Annotated in this window: 28 protein-coding genes; 12 read left to right on the top strand and 16 right to left on the bottom strand. The window is 62.9% G+C overall.

Annotated features, from left to right (window positions below; translation table 11 throughout):
- Positions 1-84 precede the first annotated feature (84 nt).
- Genes F758_RS0116360 through F758_RS0116330 form a run of 7 tightly spaced genes read left to right on the top strand, consistent with a single transcriptional unit; the run spans position 85 to position 7,602 of the window.
- Complete coding sequence (locus tag F758_RS0116360) at positions 85-1,020, top strand: branched-chain amino acid ABC transporter permease (RefSeq protein WP_024508868.1); 936 nt, start codon at positions 85-87, stop codon at positions 1,018-1,020.
- The gene (locus tag F758_RS0116355) at positions 1,017-2,795 is read left to right on the top strand and encodes a branched-chain amino acid ABC transporter ATP-binding protein/permease (protein ID WP_035722239.1); all 1,779 of its coding nucleotides are present in this window, start codon (positions 1,017-1,019) and stop codon (positions 2,793-2,795) included. Before F758_RS0116360 ends, F758_RS0116355 begins: the two co-directional genes overlap by 4 nt.
- Positions 2,782-3,489, top strand: a complete 708-nt coding sequence (locus F758_RS0116350) for an ABC transporter ATP-binding protein (protein ID WP_024508866.1) — start codon at positions 2,782-2,784, stop codon at positions 3,487-3,489. Before F758_RS0116355 ends, F758_RS0116350 begins: the two co-directional genes overlap by 14 nt.
- Positions 3,490-3,527: 38 nt before the next feature.
- Positions 3,528-4,772 carry an ABC transporter substrate-binding protein gene (locus F758_RS0116345; RefSeq protein WP_024508865.1) on the top strand — a complete coding sequence of 415 codons (1,245 nt, stop codon included), beginning with the start codon at positions 3,528-3,530 and terminating at the stop codon, positions 4,770-4,772.
- Positions 4,773-4,811: 39 nt separating this feature from the next.
- Entirely contained in the window at positions 4,812-6,047 is a 1,236-nt protein-coding gene (locus F758_RS0116340; RefSeq protein ID WP_024508864.1) for an ABC transporter substrate-binding protein, read from the top strand.
- Between the two features lie 25 nt (positions 6,048-6,072).
- The gene (locus F758_RS0116335; protein WP_024508863.1) at positions 6,073-6,846 is read left to right on the top strand and encodes a 3-hydroxybutyrate dehydrogenase; all 774 of its coding nucleotides are present in this window, start codon (positions 6,073-6,075) and stop codon (positions 6,844-6,846) included.
- Positions 6,847-6,894: 48 nt separating this feature from the next.
- Complete coding sequence (locus F758_RS0116330) at positions 6,895-7,602, top strand: GntR family transcriptional regulator (protein ID WP_024508862.1); 708 nt, start codon at positions 6,895-6,897, stop codon at positions 7,600-7,602.
- A 9-nt stretch (positions 7,603-7,611) separates the two neighbouring features.
- Here F758_RS0116330 and F758_RS0116325 read toward each other — a convergent pair whose 3' ends face one another.
- Entirely contained in the window at positions 7,612-8,250 is a 639-nt protein-coding gene (locus F758_RS0116325) for a GntR family transcriptional regulator (protein ID WP_024508861.1), read from the bottom strand.
- 123 nt (positions 8,251-8,373) lie between these two features.
- Between F758_RS0116325 and bioB the strand changes: the two genes are divergently transcribed.
- The 4 genes from bioB to F758_RS0116305 are packed head-to-tail and all read left to right on the top strand — an operon-like array spanning position 8,374 to position 12,474.
- Positions 8,374-9,381, top strand: coding sequence for a biotin synthase BioB (gene bioB, locus F758_RS0116320; RefSeq protein ID WP_024508860.1), 1,008 nt, complete (start codon positions 8,374-8,376; stop codon positions 9,379-9,381).
- Positions 9,382-9,428: 47 nt separating this feature from the next.
- The gene (locus F758_RS0116315; protein WP_024508859.1) at positions 9,429-10,583 is read left to right on the top strand and encodes an 8-amino-7-oxononanoate synthase; all 1,155 of its coding nucleotides are present in this window, start codon (positions 9,429-9,431) and stop codon (positions 10,581-10,583) included.
- A complete protein-coding gene (bioD, locus tag F758_RS0116310) occupies positions 10,580-11,212 on the top strand; it encodes a dethiobiotin synthase (protein ID WP_024508858.1) in 633 nt (210 codons plus the stop codon). Before F758_RS0116315 ends, bioD begins: the two co-directional genes overlap by 4 nt.
- Positions 11,209-12,474 (top strand): adenosylmethionine--8-amino-7-oxononanoate transaminase, encoded by a 1,266-nt coding sequence (locus F758_RS0116305; RefSeq protein WP_024508857.1) that lies wholly within the window; start codon positions 11,209-11,211, stop codon positions 12,472-12,474. The genes bioD and F758_RS0116305 overlap by 4 nt, the downstream gene beginning before the upstream one ends.
- 24 nt (positions 12,475-12,498) lie before the next feature.
- Here the strand turns inward: F758_RS0116305 and F758_RS0116300 are convergent, their stop codons facing one another.
- The 15 genes from F758_RS0116300 to F758_RS0116230 all read right to left on the bottom strand — a co-directional run bounded on the left by F758_RS0116300 (position 12,499) and on the right by F758_RS0116230 (position 25,816).
- A complete protein-coding gene (locus tag F758_RS0116300; RefSeq protein WP_024508856.1) occupies positions 12,499-12,771 on the bottom strand; it encodes a hypothetical protein in 273 nt (90 codons plus the stop codon).
- 31 nt (positions 12,772-12,802) lie between these two features.
- The gene (locus F758_RS0116295; RefSeq protein WP_198026506.1) at positions 12,803-13,609 is read right to left on the bottom strand and encodes an NAD-dependent protein deacetylase; all 807 of its coding nucleotides are present in this window, start codon (positions 13,607-13,609) and stop codon (positions 12,803-12,805) included.
- Between the two features lie 199 nt (positions 13,610-13,808).
- A complete protein-coding gene (locus F758_RS0116290; protein WP_051386923.1) occupies positions 13,809-14,819 on the bottom strand; it encodes a pyridoxal phosphate-dependent aminotransferase in 1,011 nt (336 codons plus the stop codon).
- 308 nt (positions 14,820-15,127) lie between these two features.
- Positions 15,128-15,691, bottom strand: coding sequence for a carboxymuconolactone decarboxylase family protein (locus F758_RS0116285; protein ID WP_024508853.1), 564 nt, complete (start codon positions 15,689-15,691; stop codon positions 15,128-15,130).
- Positions 15,657-16,163 (bottom strand): 2Fe-2S iron-sulfur cluster-binding protein, encoded by a 507-nt coding sequence (locus F758_RS47840; protein WP_198026505.1) that lies wholly within the window; start codon positions 16,161-16,163, stop codon positions 15,657-15,659. The genes F758_RS0116285 and F758_RS47840 overlap by 35 nt, the downstream gene beginning before the upstream one ends.
- Positions 16,160-17,818 (bottom strand): FAD-binding protein, encoded by a 1,659-nt coding sequence (locus F758_RS0116275; protein WP_283805863.1) that lies wholly within the window; start codon positions 17,816-17,818, stop codon positions 16,160-16,162. The genes F758_RS47840 and F758_RS0116275 overlap by 4 nt, the downstream gene beginning before the upstream one ends.
- A gap of 179 nt (positions 17,819-17,997) precedes the next feature.
- A complete protein-coding gene (locus tag F758_RS0116270) occupies positions 17,998-18,378 on the bottom strand; it encodes a cupin domain-containing protein (protein WP_024508851.1) in 381 nt (126 codons plus the stop codon).
- 14 nt (positions 18,379-18,392) lie between these two features.
- Complete coding sequence (locus F758_RS0116265; RefSeq protein ID WP_024508850.1) at positions 18,393-19,871, bottom strand: 4-hydroxyphenylacetate 3-hydroxylase family protein; 1,479 nt, start codon at positions 19,869-19,871, stop codon at positions 18,393-18,395.
- 36 nt (positions 19,872-19,907) lie between these two features.
- Entirely contained in the window at positions 19,908-20,426 is a 519-nt protein-coding gene (locus F758_RS0116260) for a flavin reductase family protein (RefSeq protein WP_024508849.1), read from the bottom strand.
- Between the two features lie 133 nt (positions 20,427-20,559).
- Positions 20,560-21,243, bottom strand: coding sequence for a DUF2848 domain-containing protein (locus F758_RS0116255; RefSeq protein WP_035722232.1), 684 nt, complete (start codon positions 21,241-21,243; stop codon positions 20,560-20,562).
- Complete coding sequence (locus F758_RS0116250) at positions 21,174-21,917, bottom strand: ABC transporter ATP-binding protein (protein WP_024508847.1); 744 nt, start codon at positions 21,915-21,917, stop codon at positions 21,174-21,176. Before F758_RS0116250 ends, F758_RS0116255 begins: the two co-directional genes overlap by 70 nt.
- Positions 21,917-22,663 carry an ABC transporter ATP-binding protein gene (locus F758_RS0116245; protein WP_024508846.1) on the bottom strand — a complete coding sequence of 249 codons (747 nt, stop codon included), beginning with the start codon at positions 22,661-22,663 and terminating at the stop codon, positions 21,917-21,919. Before F758_RS0116245 ends, F758_RS0116250 begins: the two co-directional genes overlap by 1 nt.
- Complete coding sequence (locus F758_RS0116240) at positions 22,660-23,583, bottom strand: branched-chain amino acid ABC transporter permease (RefSeq protein WP_024508845.1); 924 nt, start codon at positions 23,581-23,583, stop codon at positions 22,660-22,662. Before F758_RS0116240 ends, F758_RS0116245 begins: the two co-directional genes overlap by 4 nt.
- Position 23,584: 1 nt before the next feature.
- Positions 23,585-24,484, bottom strand: coding sequence for a branched-chain amino acid ABC transporter permease (locus F758_RS0116235; protein ID WP_024508844.1), 900 nt, complete (start codon positions 24,482-24,484; stop codon positions 23,585-23,587).
- Between the two features lie 39 nt (positions 24,485-24,523).
- A complete protein-coding gene (locus tag F758_RS0116230) occupies positions 24,524-25,816 on the bottom strand; it encodes an ABC transporter substrate-binding protein (RefSeq protein ID WP_024508843.1) in 1,293 nt (430 codons plus the stop codon).
- Between the two features lie 372 nt (positions 25,817-26,188).
- Here F758_RS0116230 and F758_RS44070 point away from each other — a divergent pair.
- Positions 26,189-26,592 (top strand): helix-turn-helix domain-containing protein (locus F758_RS44070; RefSeq protein WP_210200098.1); only part of this gene is annotated, 404 nt, incomplete at its 3' end.

The raw sequence follows: 26,592 nt of genomic DNA, 5'->3' as shown, positions 1-26,592 counted from the left end.
GACAGACCTGAAGCCAAGCCTCGCGATGAGACCGACGTATGACCTGCGAGCCAGCAACACAGAGCCGGCAAGGAGCCGTCGCTAATGGAGGGATTCCTGCAAGCGCTCGCCGCGGGCCTGCTGATCGGGGCGGTCTACGGGCTGATGTGTGTCGGGCTCGGCCTGATCTTCGGCGTCATGCGCGTCATCAACTTCGCCCATGGCGATTTCATGATGCTCGGGATGTACACCGCCTTCTATCTCTTCACCACGTTTGGCATCCAGGCGGTCTTCGGCAATGCCATCGGCCCTTTCGTCGCGATCCTGCTGGCCGGGCCGCTGCTCGCGCTGTTCGGCTATCTCGTTCACCTTGCACTGATTTCACGCGTCTCGGGCACGCGCACGGCCTTGCTCGAGGGAGAAGGTCACTACGCGCAACTCATTCTCACGCTCGGCATTGCATTGATCCTGCAGAACGGCGGGCTCATCATCTTCGGATCGGTGCTGGCTTCGATCCGCACGCCGCTCTCGAGCTCGGCGTGGGAGCTCGGGCCGTTCTTCGACATCAGTGTCTTCATCAACAAGGCACGCGGTATTGACGCGATCGCCTCATTGCTCATCCTCGCGCTGCTCACGCTGTTGATGACGCGCTCGCGGATCGGAAAATCCTTGCGTGCCGCCGCCGATAATCCGACGGCGGCGACTTACATGGGCATCGACGTCGATCGCGCGCACCGGATCGCCTTTGCACTCGGCAGCGGCATCACCGCGATCGCGGGCGGGCTGCTTGCCACCAACTATCCGTTTCATCCCTTTGTCGGACTCGAATATGTGATCGTGATGTACGCAGGCGTCGTGCTCGGAGGCATGGGCAGCATTATCGGCGCGTTCTGGGGTGGCATGACCATCGGCCTGGTCCAGCAGATGTCGACGCTGATGCTGCCGACCCAGTTGCAGAATGCGGCAATCTTCGTCGTGTTTCTCCTGATCATCTTCTTCCGTCCCCAGGGCTTTTTCGGGCGCATGGTCGAGAGGACATGAGCATGCCTACGTTGCGCTCGTTGCTCCCCGCGCTCGCCTTCACCGCGATTTACGCGGCGATATCCCTAAGCGTCAGCAATTCATATTATCAACTCGTGCTCACGCTGGTCCCGGTCTGGGCCGTATTCGGCCTGTCCTGGAATCTGCTCAGCGGCTACACCGGGCTGATCTCGTTCGGCCATGCGGCGTTCTTCGGCATTGGCGCTTATGCGACCGCGCTCGGCCAGATCTATTTCGATCTCTCGCCCTGGTTCTTGATCCCGATGGCCGGCCTGCTTGGCGGTGTCGCCGGCCTGTTGATCGGATATCCGACCTTCCGCCTGCAGGGGCACTATTTCGCGCTGGCGATGCTCGCCTACCCGCTCGCCATCCTCTACGTATTCGAATGGCTTGGTTTTCAGGAAATCACCCTGCCGATCAAGCGGGACAACCCGATCGCCTATATGCAGTTCGGCGATCCCCGCCTTTATACGCTGCTCGCACTGGCGATGATGCTTGCGACCATCCTGTTGACGCGGCTCGTTGAGCGATCGCGCTTTGGCATGGCGCTGTTGGCAATCAAGCAGAACGAGGCCGCCGCGGAAGCCGCAGGCATCAACACGCTGGCCTGGAAGCTGCGGGCCATCAGCCTGAGTGGCGCGATTGCCGGGGCAATCGGCGCTTTTTACGCCGTCGTACTGCTGGTGGTGACCCCGCAATCGGTGTTCGGCATGCTCGTATCAGCCCAAGCTCTTACGGTCGCGATGTTCGGAGGCGTCGGAACCGTCTGGGGCCCGGTCATCGGATCGGTCATCCTGATCCCGCTGGCAGAAACGCTGAACGCCGAAGCCGGCTCGCGCTTTCCCGGGATACAGGGCGTGATCTTCGGGCTCGCCGTCGTCTGCGTCATTCTGGTCGCGCCCGAGGGGTTATTTTGGAAGCTGCGTGATCTCCACCGCAAGCGGTCCGCACCGAAAGCCGGCGATGCGCAGCAAGCTCCCGCATCGACTGCGACCATAACTACCTTGCAGCGTGAACTGCGGCGACGGCCCGCCTCCGCGGATGTCGTGCTCGAGGTGCAGAACCTCTCGCGCTCGTTTGGCGGGTTAAAAGCCGTTCAGGATGTCAGCTTCAAGCTGCACAAGAACGAGATCCTCGGCATCATCGGCCCCAACGGCGCTGGCAAGACCACGGTCTTCAACCTGTTGAACGGCTTTCTGCGCCCCGATCGGGGCAAGGTCCTCATCAGCGGCCGCGACATGTCCGGTCAGAAGCCGCACGCGATTTGCGAAGCCGGCATCGGCCGCACCTTTCAGGTCATGCGCCCGTTTCCGCGCATGTCGATCCTGGATAACGTCGTCGTCGGCGCCTATGTCGCCGCAAAGAGCGATGCGCAGGCGCGACAACTCGCGGCTAACGCCGTCTCTCGCGTCGGGTTGTCCGCAGTCGCAGGTCGCCTCGCCGGCGAGCTCTCGACCAAGGAACTGCGGCTGATGGAGCTCGCCCGCGCCTTGGCCGGGCAGCCGCGCATTCTGCTTCTTGACGAAACGCTCGCCGGTCTCGGCCATGGCGAAGCGGACGAAGTCGTCACTGTGATTCAGCAGCTCGCCCGCGACGGCATGACCATCGCCATCATCGAACATACGATGCAGGCCATGGTTCGCCTCGTCGACAGCTTCCTGGTGCTCGACCATGGTGCCGTGATCACCGAAGGCGAGCCGGAAGCCGTCACACGCGACAGCCGCGTGATCGAGGCCTATCTCGGCAAGAAGTGGGTGGCTCATGCTCCGCATTGAAGGGCTGAGCGCAGGCTATTCGTCCAAGCCGGTCCTGAACGGCGTCTCGATCAACGTCGAGGCCGGCCAGTTCGTAGCGATCGTAGGTCCGAACGGGGCCGGCAAAACCACGCTGTTCAAGACGATCTCCGGAATCCTGCGGCCGAGCGCGGGACGGATTACGTTTGGGGATATTGATCTGTTGGCGGTGCCGCCGGCGCGGCGCCCTCATCTCGGCATCGCCCACGTGCCCGAGGGCCGCCAGGTCTTCCCCTCGCTCACGGTGATGGAAAATCTCGAAATGGGCGCGATGACGGAAGCCGGCCAGCGCGGCTGGAAGCAAAACATCGAGCGCATCTTCGAATGGCTGCCGGTGCTTGCGGAGCGGCGCGGTCAGTTCGCCGGTACGCTATCCGGCGGGCAGCAGCAGATGCTGGCGATCGGACGCGGACTAGCCTCTTCGCCAAAACTCTTGATGCTCGATGAACCCTCGATGGGGCTCGCCCCCTCGACCGCAGACTTCATTTTCGAGCAGTTGATCCAGATCCGCCGGCAATCGGGGCTGACGATCCTCTTGGTCGAACAGCGCGTCGCGGAGGCCCTCGAGACCGCCGACCACGGCTATGTGCTCGAGGCCGGGCGCGTCGTGCTCGAAGGCAACAACGAGACGCTGCGGGCCGACGACCGTGTGCGCAAGGCCTATCTCGGCATGTGAGGACAGCGATCAAATAACAAGAACTTGGGAGGAAGAGAATGAGGAAGGACACGACGTACAAAGGAGGCATCACCCGGCGCACGGTGCTCTCGGGTGCGGCTGCGATGGGGCTATCGCGAGTGGCACGCGCAGAGCAGCCCCAGGAGGTCAAGGTCGGGCTGATCGTTCCGCTATCCGGAATCTACACGCGACCCGGCCAAGTGATGAAGATGGGCGCCGAGATGGGGATCGAGCACATCAACGCGCAAGGCGGCATCAAGGCGCTCGGCGGTGCAAAGCTCAAGCTCGTGGTGATCGATTGCGGAGACACCACCGAAAAGGCCAAGAACGCGGCGCAGCGCATGGTGGCGCAGGAGACCGATCTTGTCGCCGCAACCGGTGCTTATCTCTCGTCCTTCACCCTTGCCGTCACCGAAGTGACGGAACGGGCGCAGCTGCCGATGCTGACCCTGTCCTATTCGGACCTTTTGACCGAGCGCGGCTTCAAGTTCATCTTCCAGACCGCCGCCACCGCAAGCCGTCAGTCAGAACTGGGGCTGCCGACGCTCATGAAGCTCGCCGAATCCGCATCCGGCAAGCGACCCAAGACCGTGGCGATGCTGATGGACAACACGGCGACGTCGGTCGCCACCGCCAAGGCGTTGAAGGAAAAACTGTTCGCGCAGGAGGGTTTGCAGCTGGTTGTTGAAGAGGTTTGGACGCCGCCGCTCTCCGACGCCACCCCGCTGATCCAGAAGGTCAGGTCGGCGCGGCCCGATCTGTTGCTGTTCATGCCCAACGCCGTTTCCGACGCCAAGCTTGGCCTGGAAAAGATCAGCGAATTCGGGCTCGGCCAGGGCAAGATCCCGACCGTCTCCTTCAGCATTACGATCGCCGAGCCCGATATGCTCCAGAGCGTCACGCCCGACGTCGTGCAGGGCATCATGACGATCGTCGCCAATTGGGGTTCGAAGGGCCACGAAGACCTGATCGCCGAGTTGAAGGCCAAGTACAAAGAGCCTTGGATGACGCAGAACGTCATCTCGACCTATGGCGACATGTGGCTGATGAAGAACGCGCTCGAGAAGGCCGGCAAGGCGGACCGGCTCGCTGTTGCGGAAGCGTTTCGCAACCTCGATGGCGGGCCCTCCAAATACTATCCGGGCGGCGAGCTCAAATTCGACGACAAGGGGCGCCGCGTCGGCGCCGGCGTCGTCATCGTGCAGTGGCAATCGGGTGTGCCGGTCACCGTCTATCCACCCGAGCTCGCCCAAGCCTCGCCCTTCTGGCCGAAAAAATCCTGACCACAAGGCCTCGCGACCGTACAGGGAGGAGGAATAGTCATGAACCGGAGAACGGGGAGTTCAATCACGCGGCGCATGCTGCTCGCGGGCGCATCGAGCGCGATGATCGTGTCGCGAACATCGGCGCAAGGGCCATCCGAGGTGAAGGTCGGGCTTCTGGTGCCCCTGTCCGGGCTCTATGCCCGCCCGGGGACGGTCATGCGGGAAGGCGCCGAGATGGCGGTCGATCACATCAACGCGCAAGGCGGCATCAAGGCGCTCGGCGGGGCCAGGCTGAAGCTGATCGTGCTCGATTCCGGCGACACCACGGAAAAGGCCAAGAACGCCGCGCAACGTATGGTAGCCCAGGAGCCTGATCTGGTGGCGGCGAGCGGCGCCTATCTCAGCTCCTTCACGCTTGCCGTCACCGAGGTCACCGAACGGGCCAGCCTTCCGGTGCTGACGCTGTCATATTCCGACCTGATCACCGATCGCGGCTTCAAATATGTATTTCAGACGTCGGCGACCGCTGGCTCTCAGGCGCGCCAGGCCCTGCCGCAGCTCGTCAAACTGGCCGAAACAGCCTCAGGCAAGCGGCCCAAGACGGTTGCGATTCTGACCGACAACACTGCCGCTTCCGTTGCCTCGGCAAAATCGATGCGCGAAGGCTTGTTGGCGGAAAACGGCCTGCAGCTCACGGTGGACGAGACCTTCACGCCCCCTCTCGCGGACGCGACCCCACTGGTGCAGAAGGTGCGTGCGGCCAGGCCCGACCTCCTCTTTTTCCTCCCCACTGTCATCTCGGACGCCAAACTGCTGCTTGAGAAGATGAATGAGTTCGGCCTGGGCCAAGGCAAGGTGCCGACCATCTCCTTCGGCATCGCCATTGCCGAGCCGGACATGCTGCAGACGGTCAGCCCCGAACTCCTGCAGGGAGTCCTGACCTGCGTCGCGAGCTGGGGCGCCAAGGGACATGAGGCGCTCATTGCCGAGCTGAAGAAGCGTTACAACGAGCCATGGATGACGCAGAACGCCATCTCCACCTATGGCGATATGTGGGTGATCAAGGAAGCGCTCGAGAGGGCCGGCAAGGCCGACCGCGCCGCCGTTGCCGAGGCGTTGCACAGCATGGACGGCGGTCCCTCGAAATATTATCCGCTCGGTGAAATCAAGTTCGATGACAAGGGCCGACGTCTCGGCGCCGGCATGACCATCGTGCAATGGCAATCGGGTGTACCGGTCACCGTATTCCCGCCGGAGCTTGCTCTGGCGCAGCCGTTCTGGCCCAAGAGTTGAAGCGAAGGCAGGGAGCTCCGGAGCGATGTTAAATGGCAAGTGGGCGCTCGTAACCGGGGCCGCCGCCGGGCTCGGATTGGCGATCGCGGACAGCCTCGCCGGCGCGGGAGCCAACATCGCCCTGCACGATCTCGCCGAACCGAAGGAGGCAGCCGACCGCCTCCGCGCCAAGTCCGGCGTCGAGGTCTTGAGCCTCGCCGCCGATCTGTCGCGGCGGGCCGCCATCGAAAACATGGTTTCCCATCTGCTCGGCAGATGCGGCGGGATCGACATCCTTGTCAACAACGCCGTCGTCAGGCACTTCGCGCCGGTCGAGCGGTTCTCACCCGACGATTGGGATGAAGCCCTTGCGGTAAACCTGTCGGCCCCCTTTCACCTCACCCGCCTCGTGCTGCCCGCGATGAGGACGCGGAGCTGGGGCCGCATCGTCAACATGGGCTCGATCTATTCGACCCGCGCCGTCGAAGACCGCATCGATTATGTCACCACCAAAACGGCCATCCTCGGCTTGACTCGCGCGATAGCCCTGGAGACCGCCGGGAGCGGGATTACCTGCAACGCAATTTGCCCCGGCACACTTCCGACGCCTGCCATTCAAGGCAAGATCGCGTCGATGGCGGCGAATGCCGGCCAGTCTTTCGAGCAGGCGACGAAAGCATATCTCGCCGACCGCCAGCCATCCGGGCGATTCGTTGCAATGGAATCTGTGGGCGCCACGGTGGTCTTCCTTTGCAGCGCGGCGGCCCAGGATATAACGGGGACCACTCTTCCGATCGACGGAGGCTGGTCGATCGCGTGACGCAAGCAGCCTCCTCGATTTGCCGGCAGCCAACGAAGGCAGCAGACGATGGACAAACGCACTGAACTGCAGTCCACACTCCGCATAGACGACGTTCCGACTGTCAGGGGCATGGTGGCGCAGAAACTGCGCGAAGCAATCATGTCGGGCACGCTGAAACCGGGCCAGCGTCTGGTGGAACGCGAGCTCTGCGAAATGATGGGCGTCAGCCGTCCCTCCATCCGCGAAGCGCTGCGGCTGTTGGAAGCCGATGGCCTTGTCAACACGGTCCCCCACCGCGGACCCGTCGTCAGCACGATCAGCCTGGATGAGGCCAAGCAGCTCTATGCCGCCCGCGCGGTCCTGGAAGGTTTCGCGGGCCGCGAATGCGCCCGCCTGCACGATCCGGTCGTAGTGCGCAGGATCGGCGATGCGCTCGCCAAGTTGAAGACGGCGGCGTCCAGCTCCGATCTGGTCGGGTGCCTGGAGGCCAAGACCGAATTCTATGCAGCGTTGATCGGCGGATGCCGCAACAGCTTTATCGAGCGAATGCTCAAGCCGCTGCATGACCGCATCACGCTGTTGCGGATCACCTCGATGTCGCAGCCCAAGCGCATCAACAAGAGCCTGCGCGAAGTGACGGCGATCTGGCGCGCAATCCAGGATGGCGATCCCGATCGCGCCGAGGAATGCTGCGTCAAGCACGTGAAGGCGGCAGCCACGGCCGCGCTTGACATGATCGCGCGGACATCCGCGAAGGCGTCCCTGGACCCGTAACGCGCCCAGTCAGGATGCCGAAATCGCGAGGCGCTCGATGGTTTGAATGTGACGCGCCAGCAGATTGCAGGCCTGATCGAGACTGCGCGCGCGCAGCGCTTGCAGAATGAGACGATGATCCTGATTGGACCGCGGTTGCCAGCCGGCACTGCGCGCCATCGCAAAGACCAATCGCGAATTTGCAAGTTGCAGGCCGTCAAGACTGGCGAGCAATCGCGGCATCGCGCAAGGCGACACGAGGGCCTGGTGGAAGGCGCGGTTGGCAGCCTCAAACTCTTGGATCGTCTCGGCGTTATCGGCCTCAATCAGGGAGAGCTCGATCCGCGCTAAATGGGCGGACGTGAATTTCGGCGCCGCGTTCCGCAGGGCGACAACTTCCAACGCCGCGCGCATCTCGGCAATTTCCTTCACCGACTTGGTATCGAGCGGCGCAACGCGCACCCCGCGACGGGGCACTGCGACGACAAGATGCTGGGCTTCCAATTGCCGAAACGCCTCCCGGACCGGGACGTGGCTCGAGCCGAACTCGCGCGCAACGTGGTCCTGCCGAAGCGGCGCATCCGGCGCCAGCGCACCGCTGATGATGCGGTCCGCAATCGCATCAGCGATGCGCGCCGCCGTGGTCGTATTCTCACCCTCAACTGTCATAGATTATCTATCAGAAAAGGGGATGCAGCCGCATGATGCATGGGTTAGCATGAGCTCGAAACCAATATCATAGATAATCTGGGAATTATCTATGATCCGGATGCAAATGGAAAGGCAAATCACATGCTCCATGCCTCGGAAGCCAGACAAATCGAGAGTGGCAGCATCGCGCCGGTTCGTACCGACTGGACCCGCGAGCAGATCGACGCGCTCTACGCCCTCCCCTTCGCCGACCTGATCTTTCGGGCCCAGAGCATTCATCGCAGCAATTTCGATCCCAACCACATCGAGACGGCGAGCCTACTCAGCATCAAGACGGGCGGCTGTCCGGAGGACTGCGGCTATTGCTCCCAGAGCGCGCATTACGACACCGGGCTGAAGCCTACGCGCCTCATGGAGGAAGCGGATGTGGTCGCGGCCGCGCGGCGCGCCAGGGATGCCGGCGCGACACGGTTCTGCATGGCGGCGGCATGGCGCAATCCAAAAGACCGGGACCTCGAGAAGGTCAGTGACATGGTGAGCAGCGTGAAAGGCCTCGGCATAGAGACCTGCGTCACGCTGGGCATGCTGACGCCGGCGCAGGCGACGCGCCTCGCCGAAGCCGGGCTCGACTTCTACAATCACAACGTCGACACCTCACCCGAGTTCTACGACAAGATCATCACCACCCGCACGCTGCAGGATCGCATCGATACGCTCAAGCACGTGCGAGAGGCCGGCATCAAGGTTTGCTGCGGCGGCATCATCGGCATGGGTGAGCGCGTCGACGATCGTCTTGGCATGCTGCTCCTGCTCGCCAATCTGCCGAGCCATCCCGAGAGCGTGCCGATCAACCTGTGGAACGAGGTCGAGGGCGTGCCGGTCAACGACACGGCGGAGCGGCCGGATCCCATCGCGCTGGTGCGACTGATCGCGGTCGCGCGCATCCTGATGCCGAAAAGCGTGGTGCGGCTTTCGGCCGGGCGTCAATACATGACCGACGAGTTGCAGGCCCTCTGTTTCCTGGCCGGCGCCAACTCCATCTTCATTGGCGATGTCCTTCTGACGACCAAAAATCCGCAGCGCGACCGCGACCAGAAGCTATTCGAGCGGCTCGGCATCACGTCTCGCCTCGTCCAGACTCAGCCATGATCGCGAGACGATCGGCCGTCGTGGCCGATGCCGCCCCCGAAAGGGACATGAACGTGATCCACGCGGATAAGTTCGCCACCTATGCCGACGCGCTGCAGGCGCTGAACCGTGACCATCGGCTGCGCAATCTAAGGCCGCGTGCGGGCATCGATTTCGTGTCGAACGACTATCTCGCGCTGGCGAGCGCCCCGCGCATGAGAAATGCCGTCGCCGCGGCACTCGAGGCGGGCGCCCCCATCGGCAGCGGCGGCTCGCGGCTTTTGCGCGGAAACTGCGAGGAGCACGAGAGCCTCGAAGCGGAGGCCGCCGACTTCTTTGGCGCTGAGACGGCCCTGTTCTTAGGCGGAGGATATGTCGCAAACTTCGCCGTGCTGACAACGTTGCCGCAGCGGGGCGATCTGCTCGTCATGGATTCCCTGGTCCACGCGAGCATTCATGAAGGAGCGCGAGCCGGCCGGGCAGAGTTCTGCGAAGCGGCCCACAATGACGCGCAGTCCGTTGAAGATGCAATTCGCAACTGGCGATCGAAAGGCGGAGTTGGACGCGCCTGGATCGTAGTCGAAAGCCTCTACAGCATGGATGGCGATTTCGCGCCACTTGAGGAGCTTGTCGCGATTGCCGACCGGCACGATGCATTCCTCGTGGTGGACGAAGCCCATGCCACGGGCGTCTATGGCGAACGAGGACGAGGGCTAACCGCTCCCTATGAGGGGCGCGACGATCTGATTGTCATTCATACCTGCGGCAAGGCGCTGGGCGCCGCCGGGGCGATCGTCACCATGAGCCGCGTGCTGCGCGACTTCATGGTCAATCGCTGTCGTCCGTTCATTTTCGCCACAGCCCCCTCTCCTCTCATGGCCGTCGCGGTCCGGGAGGCGCTGTCAATCCTGCAGCAAGAACCTGCGCGTCAGCAGCGTCTGGCCAGCCTGGTCGCATTCACGCATCGGGAGATAGCAGCGCGCGGCGGCCAAAGCAGCTCCCGCTCGCAGATCGTTCCATATATCGTCGGCGACAATGCGCGTGCGATGGCGCTGGCGTCGGCGTTGCAGGCCCGCGGCTTTGACATTCGTGGAGTCCGGCCGCCAACGGTGCCTCCCGGGACGGCCCGGCTGCGTATTTCGCTGACCCTTAACGTCGGCGAGGATGAGGTGCGGGCCATGCTCGGCGCCTTGTTCGAAGAGGCGGAGCGCGCGTCTCGATGAGACAGCGGATTGTGGTGACCGGTACCGACACCGGAATCGGCAAGACCGTGTTCTCGGCGGGCCTCGCCAATTTCCTTTCCGCCAAATATTGGAAGCCCGTTCAGGCGGGCCTCGACGGGCAGACCGATAGCCAGCACGTGGCGCGGCTGGGCGGCCTCTCCGATGATCGCATCCTGCCCGAGCGTCACCGGCTCAACACACCCGCCTCGCCCCATAGGGCGGCGGAAATTGACCAAGTCACCATCGACGCGGAAGCGCTTGACGTGCCGAATACCGGGGAACATCCGCTCGTCATTGAGGGCGCAGGCGGGCTGATGGTGCCGTTGAGCCGCGACACGCTCTATATCGACGTTTTCGCGCGATGGCGGCTGCCGGTCCTGCTTTGCGCGCGCACGGCGCTCGGCACCATCAATCATTCCCTGCTGTCGATTGAAGCGCTGCGGCATCGCCAGATCGATATTCTCGGCATCGCCTTTATTGGCGACGAAAATCTCGATACCGAGAAGACGATCTGCAGAATTGGCCAAGTCCGGAAGCTTGGCCGGCTGCCCTGGCTTACGCCTCTGGATGCCACCACGCTTCGCCCTGCCTTCGCAGCCTCCTTCAACCGTGATGACTTCATGCCATGAAACCCGAGACGACGTCGCGGATTTGGCATCCGTTTACCCAGCACGCACTGCAGGACGAGACGCCTAAAATTGTCCGCGGGGACGGTGCCTATCTCTACACCGCGGACGGCCGCCGCATCATCGACGCCATTGCGTCCTGGTGGGTGGTGACCCATGGCCATTGCCATCCGGAGATCGTCGCCGCCATCCGGAAACAGGCGGAACAGCTCAATCAGGTCATCTTCGCCGGCTTTACGCATGAGCCGGCCGAAGAGCTTGCTGCGCTGCTCCTCAAATTGACGCCACCGGGTCTGGATTACGTCTTCTTCTCCGATAGCGGCTCGACCAGTGTCGAGGTCGCACTTAAGATGGCGCTGGGGTACTGGCGCAACATCGGCGAGCCGCGATCACGCATCCTCGTGATGCAACACTCCTATCACGGCGACACCATCGGCACGATGTCGGTCGGAGCCCGAGGCGTGTTCAATGCCGCCTACGAGCCCATGCTGTTCGACGTGACATCGGTGCCATTTCCCGAGCGCGGCCACGAGCAGGCGACGCTCGATGCGCTGGAAGCTGCGTGCCGGGGCGACAATCCGGCCGCCTTCATCGTGGAGCCGCTCATCCTGGGCGCGGGAGGGATGCTGATGTATCCCGCCTGGGTACTGAAGGAGATGAAGCGGATCTGCGAAACACACGATGTCCTGTTCATCGCCGATGAGGTCATGACCGGCTGGGGTCGCACGGGAACACTGTTCGCGTGCGAGCAAGCGGACGTGTCGCCTGACGTTGCCTGCTATTCAAAGGGTCTTACGGGCGGGTCGCTCCCGCTCGCGGTCACTCTTTGCCGCGCGGATATCTTTGATGCACATTATTCGAGGGATCGCCAGCGGACCTTTTTTCATTCGAGCTCATATACGGCCAATCCGATCGCCTGCGCCGCGGCGAAAGCAAATCTGGGGCTCTGGCAGCGTCAAGAAACGCGAAAGCAAGTCGCGTCCGTGGCGGTGATGCAGGAGGAGAGGCTCGCGGCGTTCCGCGCCGATGCACGATTCAGGAACGTTCGGCGGAGCGGCACCATCACAGCACTCGAACTGGACGTACCTGACGGCGGTTATCTTGCCGGCATCGGTCCGCAGCTTCAGAGCTATTTCCGCAGCCGGAATCTTTTGCTGCGCCCACTCGGCAATACGATTTACGTGATGCCGCCATATTGCATCACCGCGGCCGACCTCGACGCGATATACGCCGGAATCAGTGATGCCTCAGACGCCTTGATTTGAACGCGCTCGACGCCGGCGGGCGGTTCACTTCGCCAATGCCATCCAATGCTCGGTCGCAGCAATTGCACTCGCCCAAAGCGAGCCGATGGGTTGCCCTCGATGCAGCGCCTTGCCGACTTCGCACACCGACAGGAACGCGGTCGAACGCGCCTCTTCGAGTTCGAGCGGCTGATTGACGCTTTCGCTACGCACCAGTCCCATCAAGCCGTTCAGGATCGCCAATGCAGCATCCGGAGCTGCAGACTCAGCCGATTTCAAGGCCAGCAAGACTTCGCGAGCTTTCTCCGCTTCGGTCACTTGGTGTCACCTCGTGAAAAATGGCGCAGGCTCAGAGCAAAAAGGAGAGCGCCCTTTCGCAGCGCTCTTCGACCTTCAGCGTAAGGAGCTCGTCGGCACGGGTCCGGCCAAGATTGACGGCTGCGATGGGTATCCCCCGTCGAGCTGCCGTTTGCACGAAGCGAAAGCCGGAATAGACCATGAGCGAGGAGCCCACGATCAGCATCGCATCGGCTTGATCGAGATGCTCTTGAGCCGTCGCGACGATATCGCGCGAAACGTTCTCGCCGAAGAAGACGACATCGGGCTTGAGAACGCCGCCGCAAGCCCGGCAGACCGGCACCTCGAAGGATGAGAAATCTGCCGCTTCCAGGTCGGCGTCGCCGTCCGGCGCATCCGCGGCGTCCATGGCAACCCAATCGCTGTTCAAGCGGCCCAGCTCGTGTTGAAACGCCTCGCGCGGAGTTTTCGATCCGCATCCCATGCAGCGCACCAGATCAAGCCGTCCGTGCAGATCAATGACCTGCCGGCTGCCGGCGGTCTGATGCAGCCGGTCGACGTTCTGGGTCAGGAGAAGCTCGCTGCGGCCCCTCGCCTCCAGCCTGGCGAGAGCATGATGGGCATCGTTCGGCTGCGCCCGGCCGAAGCGCCTCCAGCCGATCAGGCTTCGCGCCCAATAACGCTGGCGGGTCGCTTCATCGCCCATGAAGGCCTGATAGCTGACCGGCTGCGTCCGCTTCCAGTTGCCGTGCCCGTCGCGATAATCCGGGATGCCGGAATTCGTGCTGCACCCCGCCCCCGTCAGAACGAAGAGGCGTTGGTGCCGTCCAATGAAATCCTTGAGTGCGTGACGTTCCATGGCCACGCTCATTTAATGTGCCATGCGCGCGATTGCCAGACGCAATTTTCGCACGATCCGGGCTGCCGGCGCGTCAGGCCCTAATGCACGCGTCTCACGCGCATTGGACTGAGGCGCGCGCGCCGCCCGGCGGCCCCGACGGATTGCGGCACGCAGCTCCGGATGCTGGATTGGGTTCTGCGCCGATCGGATGACCCGACTAGCCCAGCACCGCGGCGACCGCCTCGCGGGCGATCTCATTTTCGGTCGGCAGCCCGATCGAGATTCGGGCCCATTGATCAAGGGGTGGGAACGCGCGACCGATATCGATCCCCTTCGCCCGCAGCGCCTGCGAAAACTCCGCGTGCGGCCTGCGCGTCTCGAAAAAGACGAAATTGCCGCGCGAGTCCGTGTGCCGAACATTCAAGCTGTCGAACAGCCGATGCCACTTGTCGCGTTCGGCCGCCACCTTGGCCCTCATCATCGGGATGTATCCAGTGTCTTGCAGGCTGGCGAGTGCCGCTGCGAGGGCCAACCGGTCAAATGCGTCGGGGCCGCCGATCCCGGCGCGCTTCAAGGCGGCCGCATGCGCCTTGGGTGCAACAGCGTAGCCGATCGAAAGACCCGCGAGCCCGAAGATCTTGGCGAAGGTTCGGAACACAATCACATTGTCTCCCGCACGCGTCAGTCCAACGGCGGTCCGCTGCTCGAAGTCCGGCTCGAACTCGAGATAAGCTTCGTCCACGATCACGGTGGTATGAGTAGACATCTCGCGCACGAACCGCAGGAACGCCTCGCTGTCGCTTACGGTGCCGCTCGGATTATGCGGGTTGACAAGATAAATCGCCTGAGTTCGCGCGCTCATTTTCGAGGAAATGGCGGGAAGGTCGTTCTCAAGCTTCTCGTTCAGCGCAACGGGAACGACCAGCCCACCCCCGGGCGCGACAGCATCGACCAACGCCGTGTAGCCTGGCTCGGAGTAGATGAACTCTCCTCCGAGCGGTCCATTGGCCGCCAACTGAAATCCCAACTGGCCCAAAATCTCTCCAAGCACGATCTGATCGCCCGGCACCTCCTCCCTCGTCGCGATCGCCTTGGTCAGCAGCAGATCGGCCTTTGGGCCCGGGTAGCGGCAAATCTGATCGATCTCGTTTCGGATCGCTTCTTTGGCGGCCGCCGAGGGTCCAAGCGGATTTTCATTGAGCGACAGGCGGAGAAGAGAATGTGGCATCGACTCCGTTCCCGCGGCAGCCCGGGCAAGACGAAAGCTGCCGAGTGCGATGCCGCTGGCAGCCAGGCAGTCGCGGCGCGTTATGGTTCTGCTCTTGGTGATCATGGGTGCCGAACTCTGGAGCTTGCGGCCAACGCAATCCTGCCTGACGTCGTGAGGTGGATCGAAACGACGGGCCGGCGGGGAAACACGTGAGGCCCCCTGCACAAGCCGTTTGAATTCGTACCGCCGACGTGTTGCTGTCGCGTTTCAAATCCTCTTTGCATCGTTACAGGCGTGACGCAAGACTTGCGCCGGCACGCAGTCGCTCAATGCTCCGGAACGGGAACATCGAATGTATTGAGTGTGACCGAGACCATGCAGTAGAGACCGATCAGATAGGATAATTCCGCCGCTCCGTGCGGCCCAAACTGCTCCAGCGCCGCCCTGTAGGTCAGTTCCGGCAAGACCCCACCGGACACCAGCGCGGATGCGAAGTCGTAGGCGACAGCCTCCTGCTTCGTCAGGTCGACTGGACGCTGGCCGGCCACGATGGTTGCGAGCTTTTCGTCGGACAATCCCTTCCGCTCGGCAACGATCACATGCGCGTAGAGTTCGTATGCCGCCTTGAAATGCGCGCCTGTCACAAGGATCGCGACTTCGCGGACCGCAGCCGGCAGCGAAGGATTGAATGCCATCGCCTTGGTCAGCTCCCAAACCGGTTTGCCGAACTTCGGCTCCTGCAACCAGGGATTCCAGGGCCCCAATAGCGCGCCGTCATCGCGTATGTTCACGAAACCCTGAAAGCTCCTGGTGATCCCCTCTTTCATATCGGCCGCCAGGGGCTTTTGTTCGTCGTTAAGCTTGTCGGGCGGAATAACGGGCAAGCGCATCGCTCTGTCTCCTTCTTCGGATAGCTCCCGGCCAAAACCTCATCACCTCACGCCCGCAAGCAAGCGATATTGCGGCACGCCAACATTCACTGCCGTGCATTTTGGAAACGGATCTCTTTCCGTCCCCTTTCAGCTTCGGCTGACGCGCTCCAGCCGTTCGTCGGGAGGTGCGATTTCGGTGACGAGATCGCGTACAAGCGCCTTTTTCGGCAGTGGCCCGAGCCTCGTCACGCCCTCCTTGAGACGGACGGTGCAGGCAATAATCGACCTCGCCGTCGATCAGCATCATGCATTCCTTGCAGGCGTTTGCATTGATGCAGGAGAAGCGGAAGGCGAGCGAAGGATCCTGATCGCGACGCAATACCCGTAGGCCATCGAGCACCGACTGACCGGCTTCGAACTCGACCTCGAACGTCTCCATACGAGGCGCTTCACCCGGAGTACCGCGTTGAATGGCAAGCACGGCTTTCATGCGGCGATCCTCTTTTCCGCAAGCGTGACGTTCAGGGTCTGACCCGCAAGCTCCACGATCTGATTGACGCCCCAATTGTCGCTCTGTCCGGGATAATCCTCCCGCTGATGGGCGCCCCGGCTTTCGGTGCGGGCGAGTGCCGGCAAGGCCACGGCGTGGGCGACCAACAACATGTTGCGCAGGTCAAGCCAATCGACCAGCACGGGATCGAAGCCACCGGCCGATGACGCGATCGGGTTATCGCCGATCTCGTTCGTGATCTCGGCTAATTCTGCGATTGCCGACCGCAGCTTATCGTCGGCACGAAAAGGCCCGACTTTCTCCGCCATCAGTGACTGCACGGCAGCAACGAGCGCCGCGGTGTTCGGTGCATCGCGGCGCGTCGCGCGGCGCAGAAGATCGATGGCCGCAACGTCCGGCTCCGCCGCCCCCGATTGCTTTACCGCGCGCAAAGCGGCATGACGTCCGGCGCGGGCACCAAAGACGAAAGTCTCGGTGATCGCATTTCCGGACAGCCGATTGGCGCCGTTCGCACCGCCGATAGCCTCGCCGCAAGCGAAAAGTCCCGTAACCCGCGTTTCGAGTGTTTCGTCCACACGGATTCCGCCCATGTGATAGTGGGCGATGGGCGCCACCTCGATGGGCTGGCGCGCGAGGTCGATGCCGTTGGCGGCAAGCCGATCGACCACAGGGCCGAAGGCGCGGCGTATCTCATCGGGCGCGACGTGCTGAAAGCTGAGATAGGCCCCGCCGGCCGGGCTGCCGCGCCCGGCTTCCACTTCCTTGGAGATGGCGTAGGTCGCAAGGTCACGCGTCAGAACGTATCGGCCATCGCTGCGCCCATCGCGATTGGCATAGTCCGCCTCGAACTCTCGCATGTCGGCATTCAAGAGCTTGCCACCGAGCTTGTAACGGAAGGGATCCCACATGATCGGGTCCATCCCGACCAGCCGCGGCGCGAGATGGCCGATCGGAAAGAACTGCACGAACTCCATATCGACGAGCTCCGCACCGGCGCGAAGCGCCAGCGCATAGCCGTCACCACCCATATTGGACGAGGCGCTGTTGCGCCGATAGAGCCGCGTCAATCCCCCGGTCGCGATGACCACGGCCCGCGCCGCGATCGTCACGATGGTGCCGGTCGCAAGATGCAGGGCTGTCGCGCCGCAGGCTTCACCGTCGCGAACCGTGATATCGACGATCAGGAGATCGCCGATCCGCCGAATGCCGCTCGCCTCGTTCAATTGGCCCCGAAGCGTCTTGGACACGGCCGGGCCGGTGGAGAGAAAGTCCACATAGACGCAGCGCGGCCGATCATGGCCGGGCGCCTGGACCTGCTTGATGTGACCATCCTCGCGGGCCCATCCCACCTTCCAGCCATCCATCTCGCGAATGCGCCGCGGGCCATCCTCACACAGGATCGCCGCGAGCTTTTCATCACACAGCCCGCGGCCGGCGGCGATGGTATCGCCAAGATGATGTTCCCAATGATCCGGCGTTTGCTCGCCGAGCGCCGCCGCGACCGTCATCTGCGCCATCACGGTCGCCCCGCCGCGGCCAATCAGGCTACGGTCGGCCAATATCACATCAGCGCCGGTGCGCGCGGCCTCGAGCGCGGCATACATCCCCGCGCCGCCCGCACCGACTACAAGCACATCTGTCTTAAGAGGTGTCCCTACTTCCCGCTGCACCCCGAAATCCCATCATGAACGCATGATAGATGAACGCTTGCGTTCATCGCCGCCATTAGCACGCAAGCACCGTTCGTGCCACGTGCGAGAGCGCGGCCCAACCATGCGAGCAAGCCGGGCATTCCGACCGGCGGATGACCGCTTTAGGCCGGATCGAAGTAATGGATCTCGAGCAGCAGGCAACCTTTCTCGGATTTGAACGGACCGTGCACCGCCCCCGGGGGACGGCAGGCGTAAGTGTACGGCTTGAACGATTCGCCGCCATTGCCCTGAGCGTCATTGCCGACCGTGAGGTCGCCCGAAACCAGGAACACCTCTTCCCAATATTCGTGGACGAACGGCGCCGTGGTGTAGACGCCCGGATCGAACTTTAAAAGCCGCGTGCGGCTGCCGCCGCGCCCGGCCTCGTCGAGAGCCCCCGAAAGGATCTTCTGCTTGATGCCCGTGGGATAGCCGGGTGGCGTTTCCCACCCCGCGTTCATGTCCAAGGTGTGGAATTCGTCGTGGATCTTGTTGATTGCCATCGTGCGTTCTCCTCTCAGGCCGCGGCCTGCTGATGCTTCACCTCGTCGGCGAGTTCGTAGCCGCCGAGCATGCCGTCGACGAGCGCGCCCGCGGCGGCCCAGTCGTAGGTTCGGAATGAATGTCCCTTGGTGACGAAAGTCGCGCCCGCGTAGAACATCTCATACTGCTGGTGCCGCGAGGCGAATTCGGAGCCGACGGCGTCCCACGCGAGCCTGAAGAACTTGACCCGTTCGGTGGCGCTCGCTACCGGTGACTGCTGCGTCGCGTCGATCAGCGCCGCGACCTCGGGATTGGCGAAGTCCTTCACCGATGACGGCAGCATGATCATGCCGCCGCCCGCGAGGTCGCGCAGCGTGTTGATGATCTTCGGGTAAAGCTGCTGAGTCAGCGTCTGCGCGGCGTACAGCGTATGCCGGTCCGGAACGAAGTAGCCGTTGTAATTCGTCCCCTTCGCTTCCATGGCCGCGACCATCGCATCGATCATGCCGGCCTCGGCGGCGAGCTGGCCGAGCGTCTCGCGCACTTGCGGGAAGGCGAGAACTCCGTTGACCTCGGAGATGCGCCGCGCGATTCCGAGCAGGAACCGCACCTTGACCGACAATCGGACCATGGCCTGGTAGTTCTGGTAGACATGCGCCGGGGTTGCGTGGAATTGCTTTTGGCACATCTCCAGGTTCTTGAAGATGAAGATGCGCTCCCACGGCACCTTGACGTCGTCGAAATACAACACCGCGTCGTTCTCGTCGAAACGGCTGCCGAGCGGATTGTCGAAGACGGACGGCGAGGCCGCTTCATACGACTTGCGCGACAGCAGCGTGAGGCCCTTCGCGTTCATCGGCACCGCGAACGACAAGGCGTAAGGCTCGTCGCCGGGCTGCAGCGGCTGGATGCAGGTAACGAAAACCTCGTTCGCCACCACACCGCCCGTGGCAAGCATCTTGGCGCCGCGCACGGTAATGCCTGCCGCATCCTGGTCTACCACCGCCGCGGTCAGGAATGCATCCTTCTGCTGCGAGGCCGGCTTGGAGCGGTCCGCCTGCGGGTTGATGATGACGTAGGTCAAGTAGAGATCGCGGTCGCGCGCATAGGCGTAGTAGTCGGCAAGCGCCTTGGCGCGCGCAGGGTCATAGGCCTCGAACGCGTCGAGGCCCATATACATCCCGGCGATGCAGGAGGCGACGTGGTCCGGCGCGCGGCCAAGAAACCCGGCGTGGAGACTTCCCCAGGCCTCCAGTGCCCGGCGGCGGCCGACAAGATCCTCGCGGCTGCGCGGAAGTTCCCAGATGCGGTTGACACGCTCGCCGTCTGCCGTCGCATAGGTCATCAGTTCGCGGTTCTCGGGCGCGGCCACGAAGTCATAGAGTCCGCCAACCGAATGGACCAGGCGCGTGAAGGCAGGATGCCCCGTCGGATCATCGATCTTGTTGCCGTCGATCACGATGGTCCGACCGTCGCGCAGCGATGCAATGTGCTGTTCGCCTGTCTTGATCATTGGTCTTGCTCCTCGCATTGGAGTGGCGTACGCCGATCAGTAATGGATCGGCAACGGCCAGGTTGGCTCGCGCTGGCCGCCTTCGGCCAGCGCACAGTACTTGCCCCGAAAGAACACCAGCGGGGATTCGTCCTCCCGCGCGCTGAAACGCACGACGCGGCCGACGAAAATGACATGGTCGCCGCCATCGTGCTGGGCGTAAGGCTCGCATTCGAAGTGCGCCAGCGCGCCCTCGATCAAGGGCGCCTCCGCATGGCCAAGCGAATGGGCGACATCGCGCCACTTGTCGCCAAGCGCTTTGGCGAACTGGTTCGACAGTGCCTCTTGCTGGCGGCTCAGGATGTTGACGGCATAGCCCGCCGCATCGCGCATCGCCGGCAGGCTCAGCGCGCGGCGGTCGACGCTGAACAGCACCAGTGGCGGATCGAGCGAAACCGAATTGAACGAGCTCATGGTCATGCCGACCGCCTCGCCCGCCGCCCCGCGCGCCGTGATGACGGCGACACCGGTGGCGAACTGCGACAGAGCGCGACGGAATGAGAGTTCAGATGACATCCAGAGTTCGCTTTAAAGGATAGCTTTATTTCAAAGCTATTATTTGGGGACGGTCAAGACAGAAGTGATGGCTCGTCGCGATATTGTTATGCTGCACCGCATGCCCGTTCCGCCTCGAGCCATCGTCGCGCCTTCAGGAGATGACCGGAAGGGCCTCGATCTCATAGCTGTGCGTCAGCGAGCGCTTGAGGACGGGATCTTGCAGCTCCATCTCGAAACGGGCCGCCGGCCGGATCCCGCCGATCGCGCCGGGCGTTCCGCAAAACATCAACGTACCGGTTGGAAGTGTATCGGCGCCGGTGCGCTTGCGAATGAGATCTCGCGGCGTTCTCAAGCTCGAGACCGGGCTCTCCTGATAAAGAACGCGCTCGCCGTCGATCGACGCCCAAGACCGCAGGATCAGCTCATCCCAATGCCCTTCGACATCCGCATAGGACCATAGCCGCGTCCCCACCGGCTTGCCGCAAAGCTGCTTGGATAGCGCAATCCCCGCGGCTTCCGCCTTCCGGTCGGTGTGGTCCGAACCGAGGCCGATCCAGAGTCCGTCGGCCATCGCGACGACGACAGGCTCCACTTCTCCCGACGTGTCCGGGCCGAGCACGGCCAGGCGGCTTGCCTGGGTCAAGGTCTGCGCCGCGACGCGGTAATAGAGCGGTGTCGTCGACGGCCGTGGCACGCCGATCGCGGCGAGTTCCTCGATGTGGTGCTCGATCGCCGCCGTGTCCCTGCCGGCCCAACCCGCGATGATCAGAGCATCGATCTCGACCCCGACATGGTCGGTTCTGTCTCGCGCGATGCGCTCGAATTGCAGGAACATGACTTTCCCTCATTCTCGTTTGGCTTGATGATTTCGCCGCGCTCGATCTGCAGCGTGCAGTCGGCGATACGATCGAGCAGTGCCGGCGTCGATTCGGTGATCAGCAGAGCGAGCTCGGGACGATGCTTTCGCAGCTCGCCAAGCGTGCGCGCGTAGTTGAGTGCGAGCGCCGGGGCGAGGCCCTGGAACGGCTCATCGAGCAGGAGCACGGTGCGCGCCACGGTCAGCGCGCGGCCCAGTGCGACCATTTTCCCCTGCCCGCCGGAAACGCCGCCCGCGGGTCTTGCCCGCATCACATGCAGTTCGGGCAGCAGCGTATAGACTTCGTCCAGCCGGCGACGGCACTCCGCCTTCTCAAGCTTGAGCGCGAGCGTCGGCAGACGAATGTTCTCCTCGACGCTCAGATCGGGAATCAATCGACGGTCCTCGGGCGCATAGCCGATACCGAGGTGGGCGCGTCGGTGCGCCGGCAGCCTGTCGAGCTCGTCGTCGTCCAGGCGGATCGTGCCGCCATCCAGGCCGATCAGCCCCATGATCGCGCGCAGCGTGGTGGTTTTGCCCGCGCCATTACGTCCGATCAGCACCGTGGCCTTGCGGTCGATCAGCTCGCAGCTCACGTCGCGAAGCACACGGACGCCCTCGATGGAGACGCTGACCTTTTCGAGGCGAAGCATCAGGCCACTCCCACGACGCGTTCAAGAACCCGTGCATCGCTGAAGACGTCGTCGGGGCGTCCCTCGGCCATGATCTGCCCTGCGTTCCAGACCAGGACGCGATTGGCATAGCGGGCCACCACCTCCATGTCGTGCTCGACGAACAAGGCCGTGATCCGCGCCTGCCGCAGCGCGGCCATCAACGCCTCCATCAGCGGGAAGCGTTCCAGGACGCTGACCCCGCTGGTCGGCTCATCCAGAAGCAGCAGGCGTGGCTTCAACGCCATCGCGACGGCAATGTCGAGCAGCTTGCGATGGCCTTCCGGCAAGGTACGGCTGATGCGCTTCGCATCATCGGCCAGCCCGACCAGCTCAAGCAGCCTCGTTGCTTCCTGATGTCGCGCCTCGGTTTCGAGCGGCCTGATCGCGCTCCATAGCCCGTCCTTGGCAGCCAGCGCCAGCATCATGTTGTCGATGACGCGCTGGTCCGAAAAGAGCTGCGGGATCTGGAACGCTCGTGCAACTCCTCGCCGAGCGATCGCGCGCGGTCCAAGGCGCGTGATGTCCTTTCCTTCGAGACATACGCGTCCTGATTGCGGCTTGATATAGCCGGTGCAGATGTTCAGAAGCGTCGTCTTGCCGGACCCATTCGGCCCGATGACCGCCAGGAATTCGCCCTCGCCCACCCTCAAGTTCACGCCGTCGGCCGCCTTGACCCCGTTGAACGCAACGTGAATATCCTTGGTTTCGAGAATGGCCGGCTTCATAGCGCGGACGCCTTCTCGCGTTCGAAGAAGCCGTAGAAGCCCCGCGGCAGGAACATGATCACGATGATCAGGGCGGCGCCGACAACAAGATTCCAGGCATCGGTCACCGTCACTGCGGCGCTATGCAGCAGTTCCAGAAAGAACGCACCGATGAAGGCACCGGGCACCCCGCCGATCCCACCGAGGACGGCGACGAGCACGAGATGCCCGGAGGCGGTCCAGAACGCAAAATCCGGCACCACGCGTCCGATCGCAAAACCTGCAATGGCACCGCCAAGCCCGGCCAGCGCAGCCGAGATGACGTAGGCGATCAGGAGAACGGCCCACACCGGAATCCCCAGATATTCAAGCCGTATCTCGTTGGTATGGACGGCTGACAGTGCATGCCCCAGCGGGCTGTCGAGATAGCGGTGTACGGCGGCGCCGACGATCACGATCAGCATCAGACTGACATAGAACAGAACTTGCTTGAACGCGGCCTCGCCGAGCGAAATCCCAAAGATGGTCGGGATAGGCACGGGCATGCCGTCCGTCCCGCCGGTGACGCCGTAGAGCTTGGCGCAGAGCGCATAAAAGACCATCGACACCGCCAGGTTCAGCATCGCAAAGAAGATCGCGCGGTAGCGGACGAGGAACGAGCCGACGATCGCGCCGACGGCCGCGGCGGCGAGCACCGAGACGGCCAGCAACACGGCGAAGTCGTTGACACCCAAGCGCGCCAGGAACGTAACGCCATAAGCGCTCGCGGCAAAGAACATCGCGTGCCCGATGGAGATCAATCCCGCACGCAGGAGAACGGCGACACCGAGGGCCGCAAAACCTTTGGCGACCGCGAGCGTCAGCACGAACTGAAGCCAGGGCGCGACGAGAGGAAGGGCCGCGATCACAAGGATCCCGGCTGCGGCAAGGATCGTTCGCACCCTAGACCCTCCTCACGCTGGTTGATCCGAACAGGCCGTAGGGGCGAATGAGCAACACGACCAGCATCGCCGCATAAGGCGCCACCGCATCGAGCTCCGGCGCCACATAGATCGCCAGCACCCGCGCCAGGCCCACGATCAGCGAAGCCACCGCCGCACCCTCGATCTGACCCAGGCCGCCGATCGCCGCGACCGCGAAGGCGAGCACCATGGTGTCGGCGCCGAGCCCGGGTGCGATGCCGGAGGTCGGTGTCGCCAATGCGCCACCGAGGGCGGCCAAGAACACGCCGAGAGAAAAGGCCAGCATGAAAATCCGATTTGTATCGATGCCGACCGCCTGCGCCATTTCGCGATCGGCGACGACCGCCGTCATCAATCGCCCTGTCCGGGTATGCCGGATCAGGAAGCGCAAGCCGACCACCACGGCAACCGCCATGACGATCAGCACGATCTGGTAGTTCAGATAGACGACGCCGCTGAGGTTCGTCGTGCCGAGCAGACGCATCGGCGTGTCCTCATAATAGGATTGCACGCCGAAGATCATGCGCTGCAGGTCTTCAAGCATGAGGAAGAGTCCGAACGTGATCAGGATCTGAACGGCCTCCGATTTTCCGTAGGTCCACCGGACCAGGCTGCGCTCGACGACCGGCCCGAAGATCGCGGCGACGAAGACAGCGCTGAAGAGGAGCGCCACGAAAGAGAGATAGGGGTTCATCTGCCGGCTCGCGATGAACAGGCAGGCCGATGCCGCGACATAGCCGCCGATGGAATAGAGGCTGCCATGCGCGACATTCAGCACACGAAGCACGCTGAACACCAGGGTCAGGCCGACCGCCGCAAAGAAGATCAGCGCCGCACTGGCGAGGCTGTCCAGCAGCAGGGGAATGATCGCATTCAACATCGGCCCTCACCCGGCATCGCAAGCAGCGATGCCGCCACCCTATTTGTAGCTTCCCGGCTTCGGCAGGCTCTTCGCGAACTCCGGCGTCAGGGTCGAGATCCAGCCGATTGGATCCTGGCCAGCCTGCGGCATCAGCTTGTCGCCCTTGTAGCGGACCATCTGCCCGATAACAGGGAACGGGTGGTCCGGCGACTTCACTGTCACGCCCACGATCTGGTCAACGAGGCCATCATTGTCGGCGCGGGTTTCCGTCGTGCCGGTCAGCGTCGCCACTTTGCTTGCCTTCATCGCTTCGGCGATTTCCGCGCGCGTCGGCCACTTGCCGCCGTTCTTCTGCATCGCTGCCTGATACGCCGCCTTCACGTAGATAAGCGTGTTGGCCATCTTGATCGAAGGAAACACCGGATACTCGCCGAAACGAGCCTTGTAGGCGGCAACGAAAGCGGCTGTCTCCGGATTGGCCTTGGCGTCCGGCGACATCCACCAGCCGTCGCCGAGCACGCCGACGATCACGCCTTCGGGCAAATCGACCCGCTGCAGCACGGTCTCGCCAAGCGCGAGGATCACCTGGCTCGAACGGAACAGGCCGCGTGGCGAAGCCTGCCGCACGAAGTTCTCGAGGTCGCCGCCCCACAGATTGGAGAACACGACATCCGGATGCGCGGTCGTCAAGCGCGAGATTTCGGTCTGGTAGTTCGGCGAGCCGAGTTTTGGGTAGAGCTCCGCCACCACTTCCACATCCGGCTTCAAGGCCTTCAACGCGGCCTTGAAAATCGTCGCTGCGTCGTGGCCGAAGGCATAGTCCGGATTAATGATGGCGACCGTTTTCACATCCGGCTTGCGGTCCAGCAGATAGATCGCATACGCGATGAACTCCGGAACGGTGTTTCCGTTGGGCCGAAATACATATTTGCTCTTGCCATCGGTCAGAAGCTGATGCGTGTCGCAATTCCAGCCGACGGTCGGGATTTCGAGCTGCTCGGCGATCGGAGCCAGCGCCAGGCAATTTGCACTCGATAGCGCGGCCACCATGACCTGGTTCTTCGCATCTGCCGCCAGGCGCCGGTACTCGGCAATCACGCCCTGCGCGCCTTGCGCTTCATCGACATAGGTCGCGCTGACCGGCACGCCCCCGATGCCGCCCTTTGCATTGATCTGCTCGATCATCAGGTCGGCCGCGTTCTTGCCCGGCATGCCGTAGGCCGCCGCGGGCCCCGAGGTGAAGGTGAATATGCCGAGGCCCAACGCATCAGGCTTTTCCTGCGCCGCGGCAGGCCAAGCCGCCGCGAGTCCAATCGTAAGCGCAACCGCGGACAGGCCGATTCTCTTCATGTCGCCTTCGCCTCTATTTCCTGGCTGTTGGGGATTTTTCATACCGCGCAAGCACGAATGGCTCGCGCTCGCATGATCGATCGGTGCACGTATCTATCTACCTTTAAATACTAGCTTTATTTCAAAGGTATTGATCCAGATCGGTCAAGATGAAAATGATAGCGGCTCGCATCTTTTTTGTGCTGCACTGCGAAGCAGATGCACTGCGCGCCGATCAAGTTGCAGAGCCGAACGAGCGCCTTCAATGAGGCGCGTCATTGCTGTGCATGTTCACTAATTCGGTGATCGAATCCAGCCCAGCGGGGGGATTCGATGCGCGACAACAGCTTCGACCGGACGATTGAGCGGAATTACATTCAGAAGTGGCGGTTCTTGATCGCGGACTATGAGGAGGTGAAGGCAGGCCGGTCACCGACGTTCCGGCGGGTCGGGGACTTCTACCGCCACCACGGCACCTGCTCGCAGACGTTCCGGAAGTACTACAACCGCTATCTGCGGAGCGGCGCGGAGGCCGACCTGTTGCCGCAGCGCCGCGGGCCGAAATGGCGGGAGCGCCGCGAGCCGGAGGGCATCGAGGCCGAGATCATCGCCTGCCGGCAGCGCGGCATGAACCGCTATGAGGTCCACGCCGCCTTGCGCGAGCGGCGCGATACGGTACCGTCGCCTTCGACCATTTACCGCGTCTTCAAACGCCATCAGCTGAACCGCCGCAACCCGGCCATGCGCGAGGAGAAACGTCGCATTATCAAGGACAAGGTCGGCGAGCTCGGCCATGT

Source organism: Bradyrhizobium sp. ARR65 (genome assembly GCF_000472385.1).
Lineage (GTDB): Bacteria > Pseudomonadota > Alphaproteobacteria > Rhizobiales > Xanthobacteraceae > Bradyrhizobium.
The sequence above is the reverse complement of the archived record's forward strand: the minus strand, read 5'-3'. Positions and strand labels throughout refer to the sequence as shown.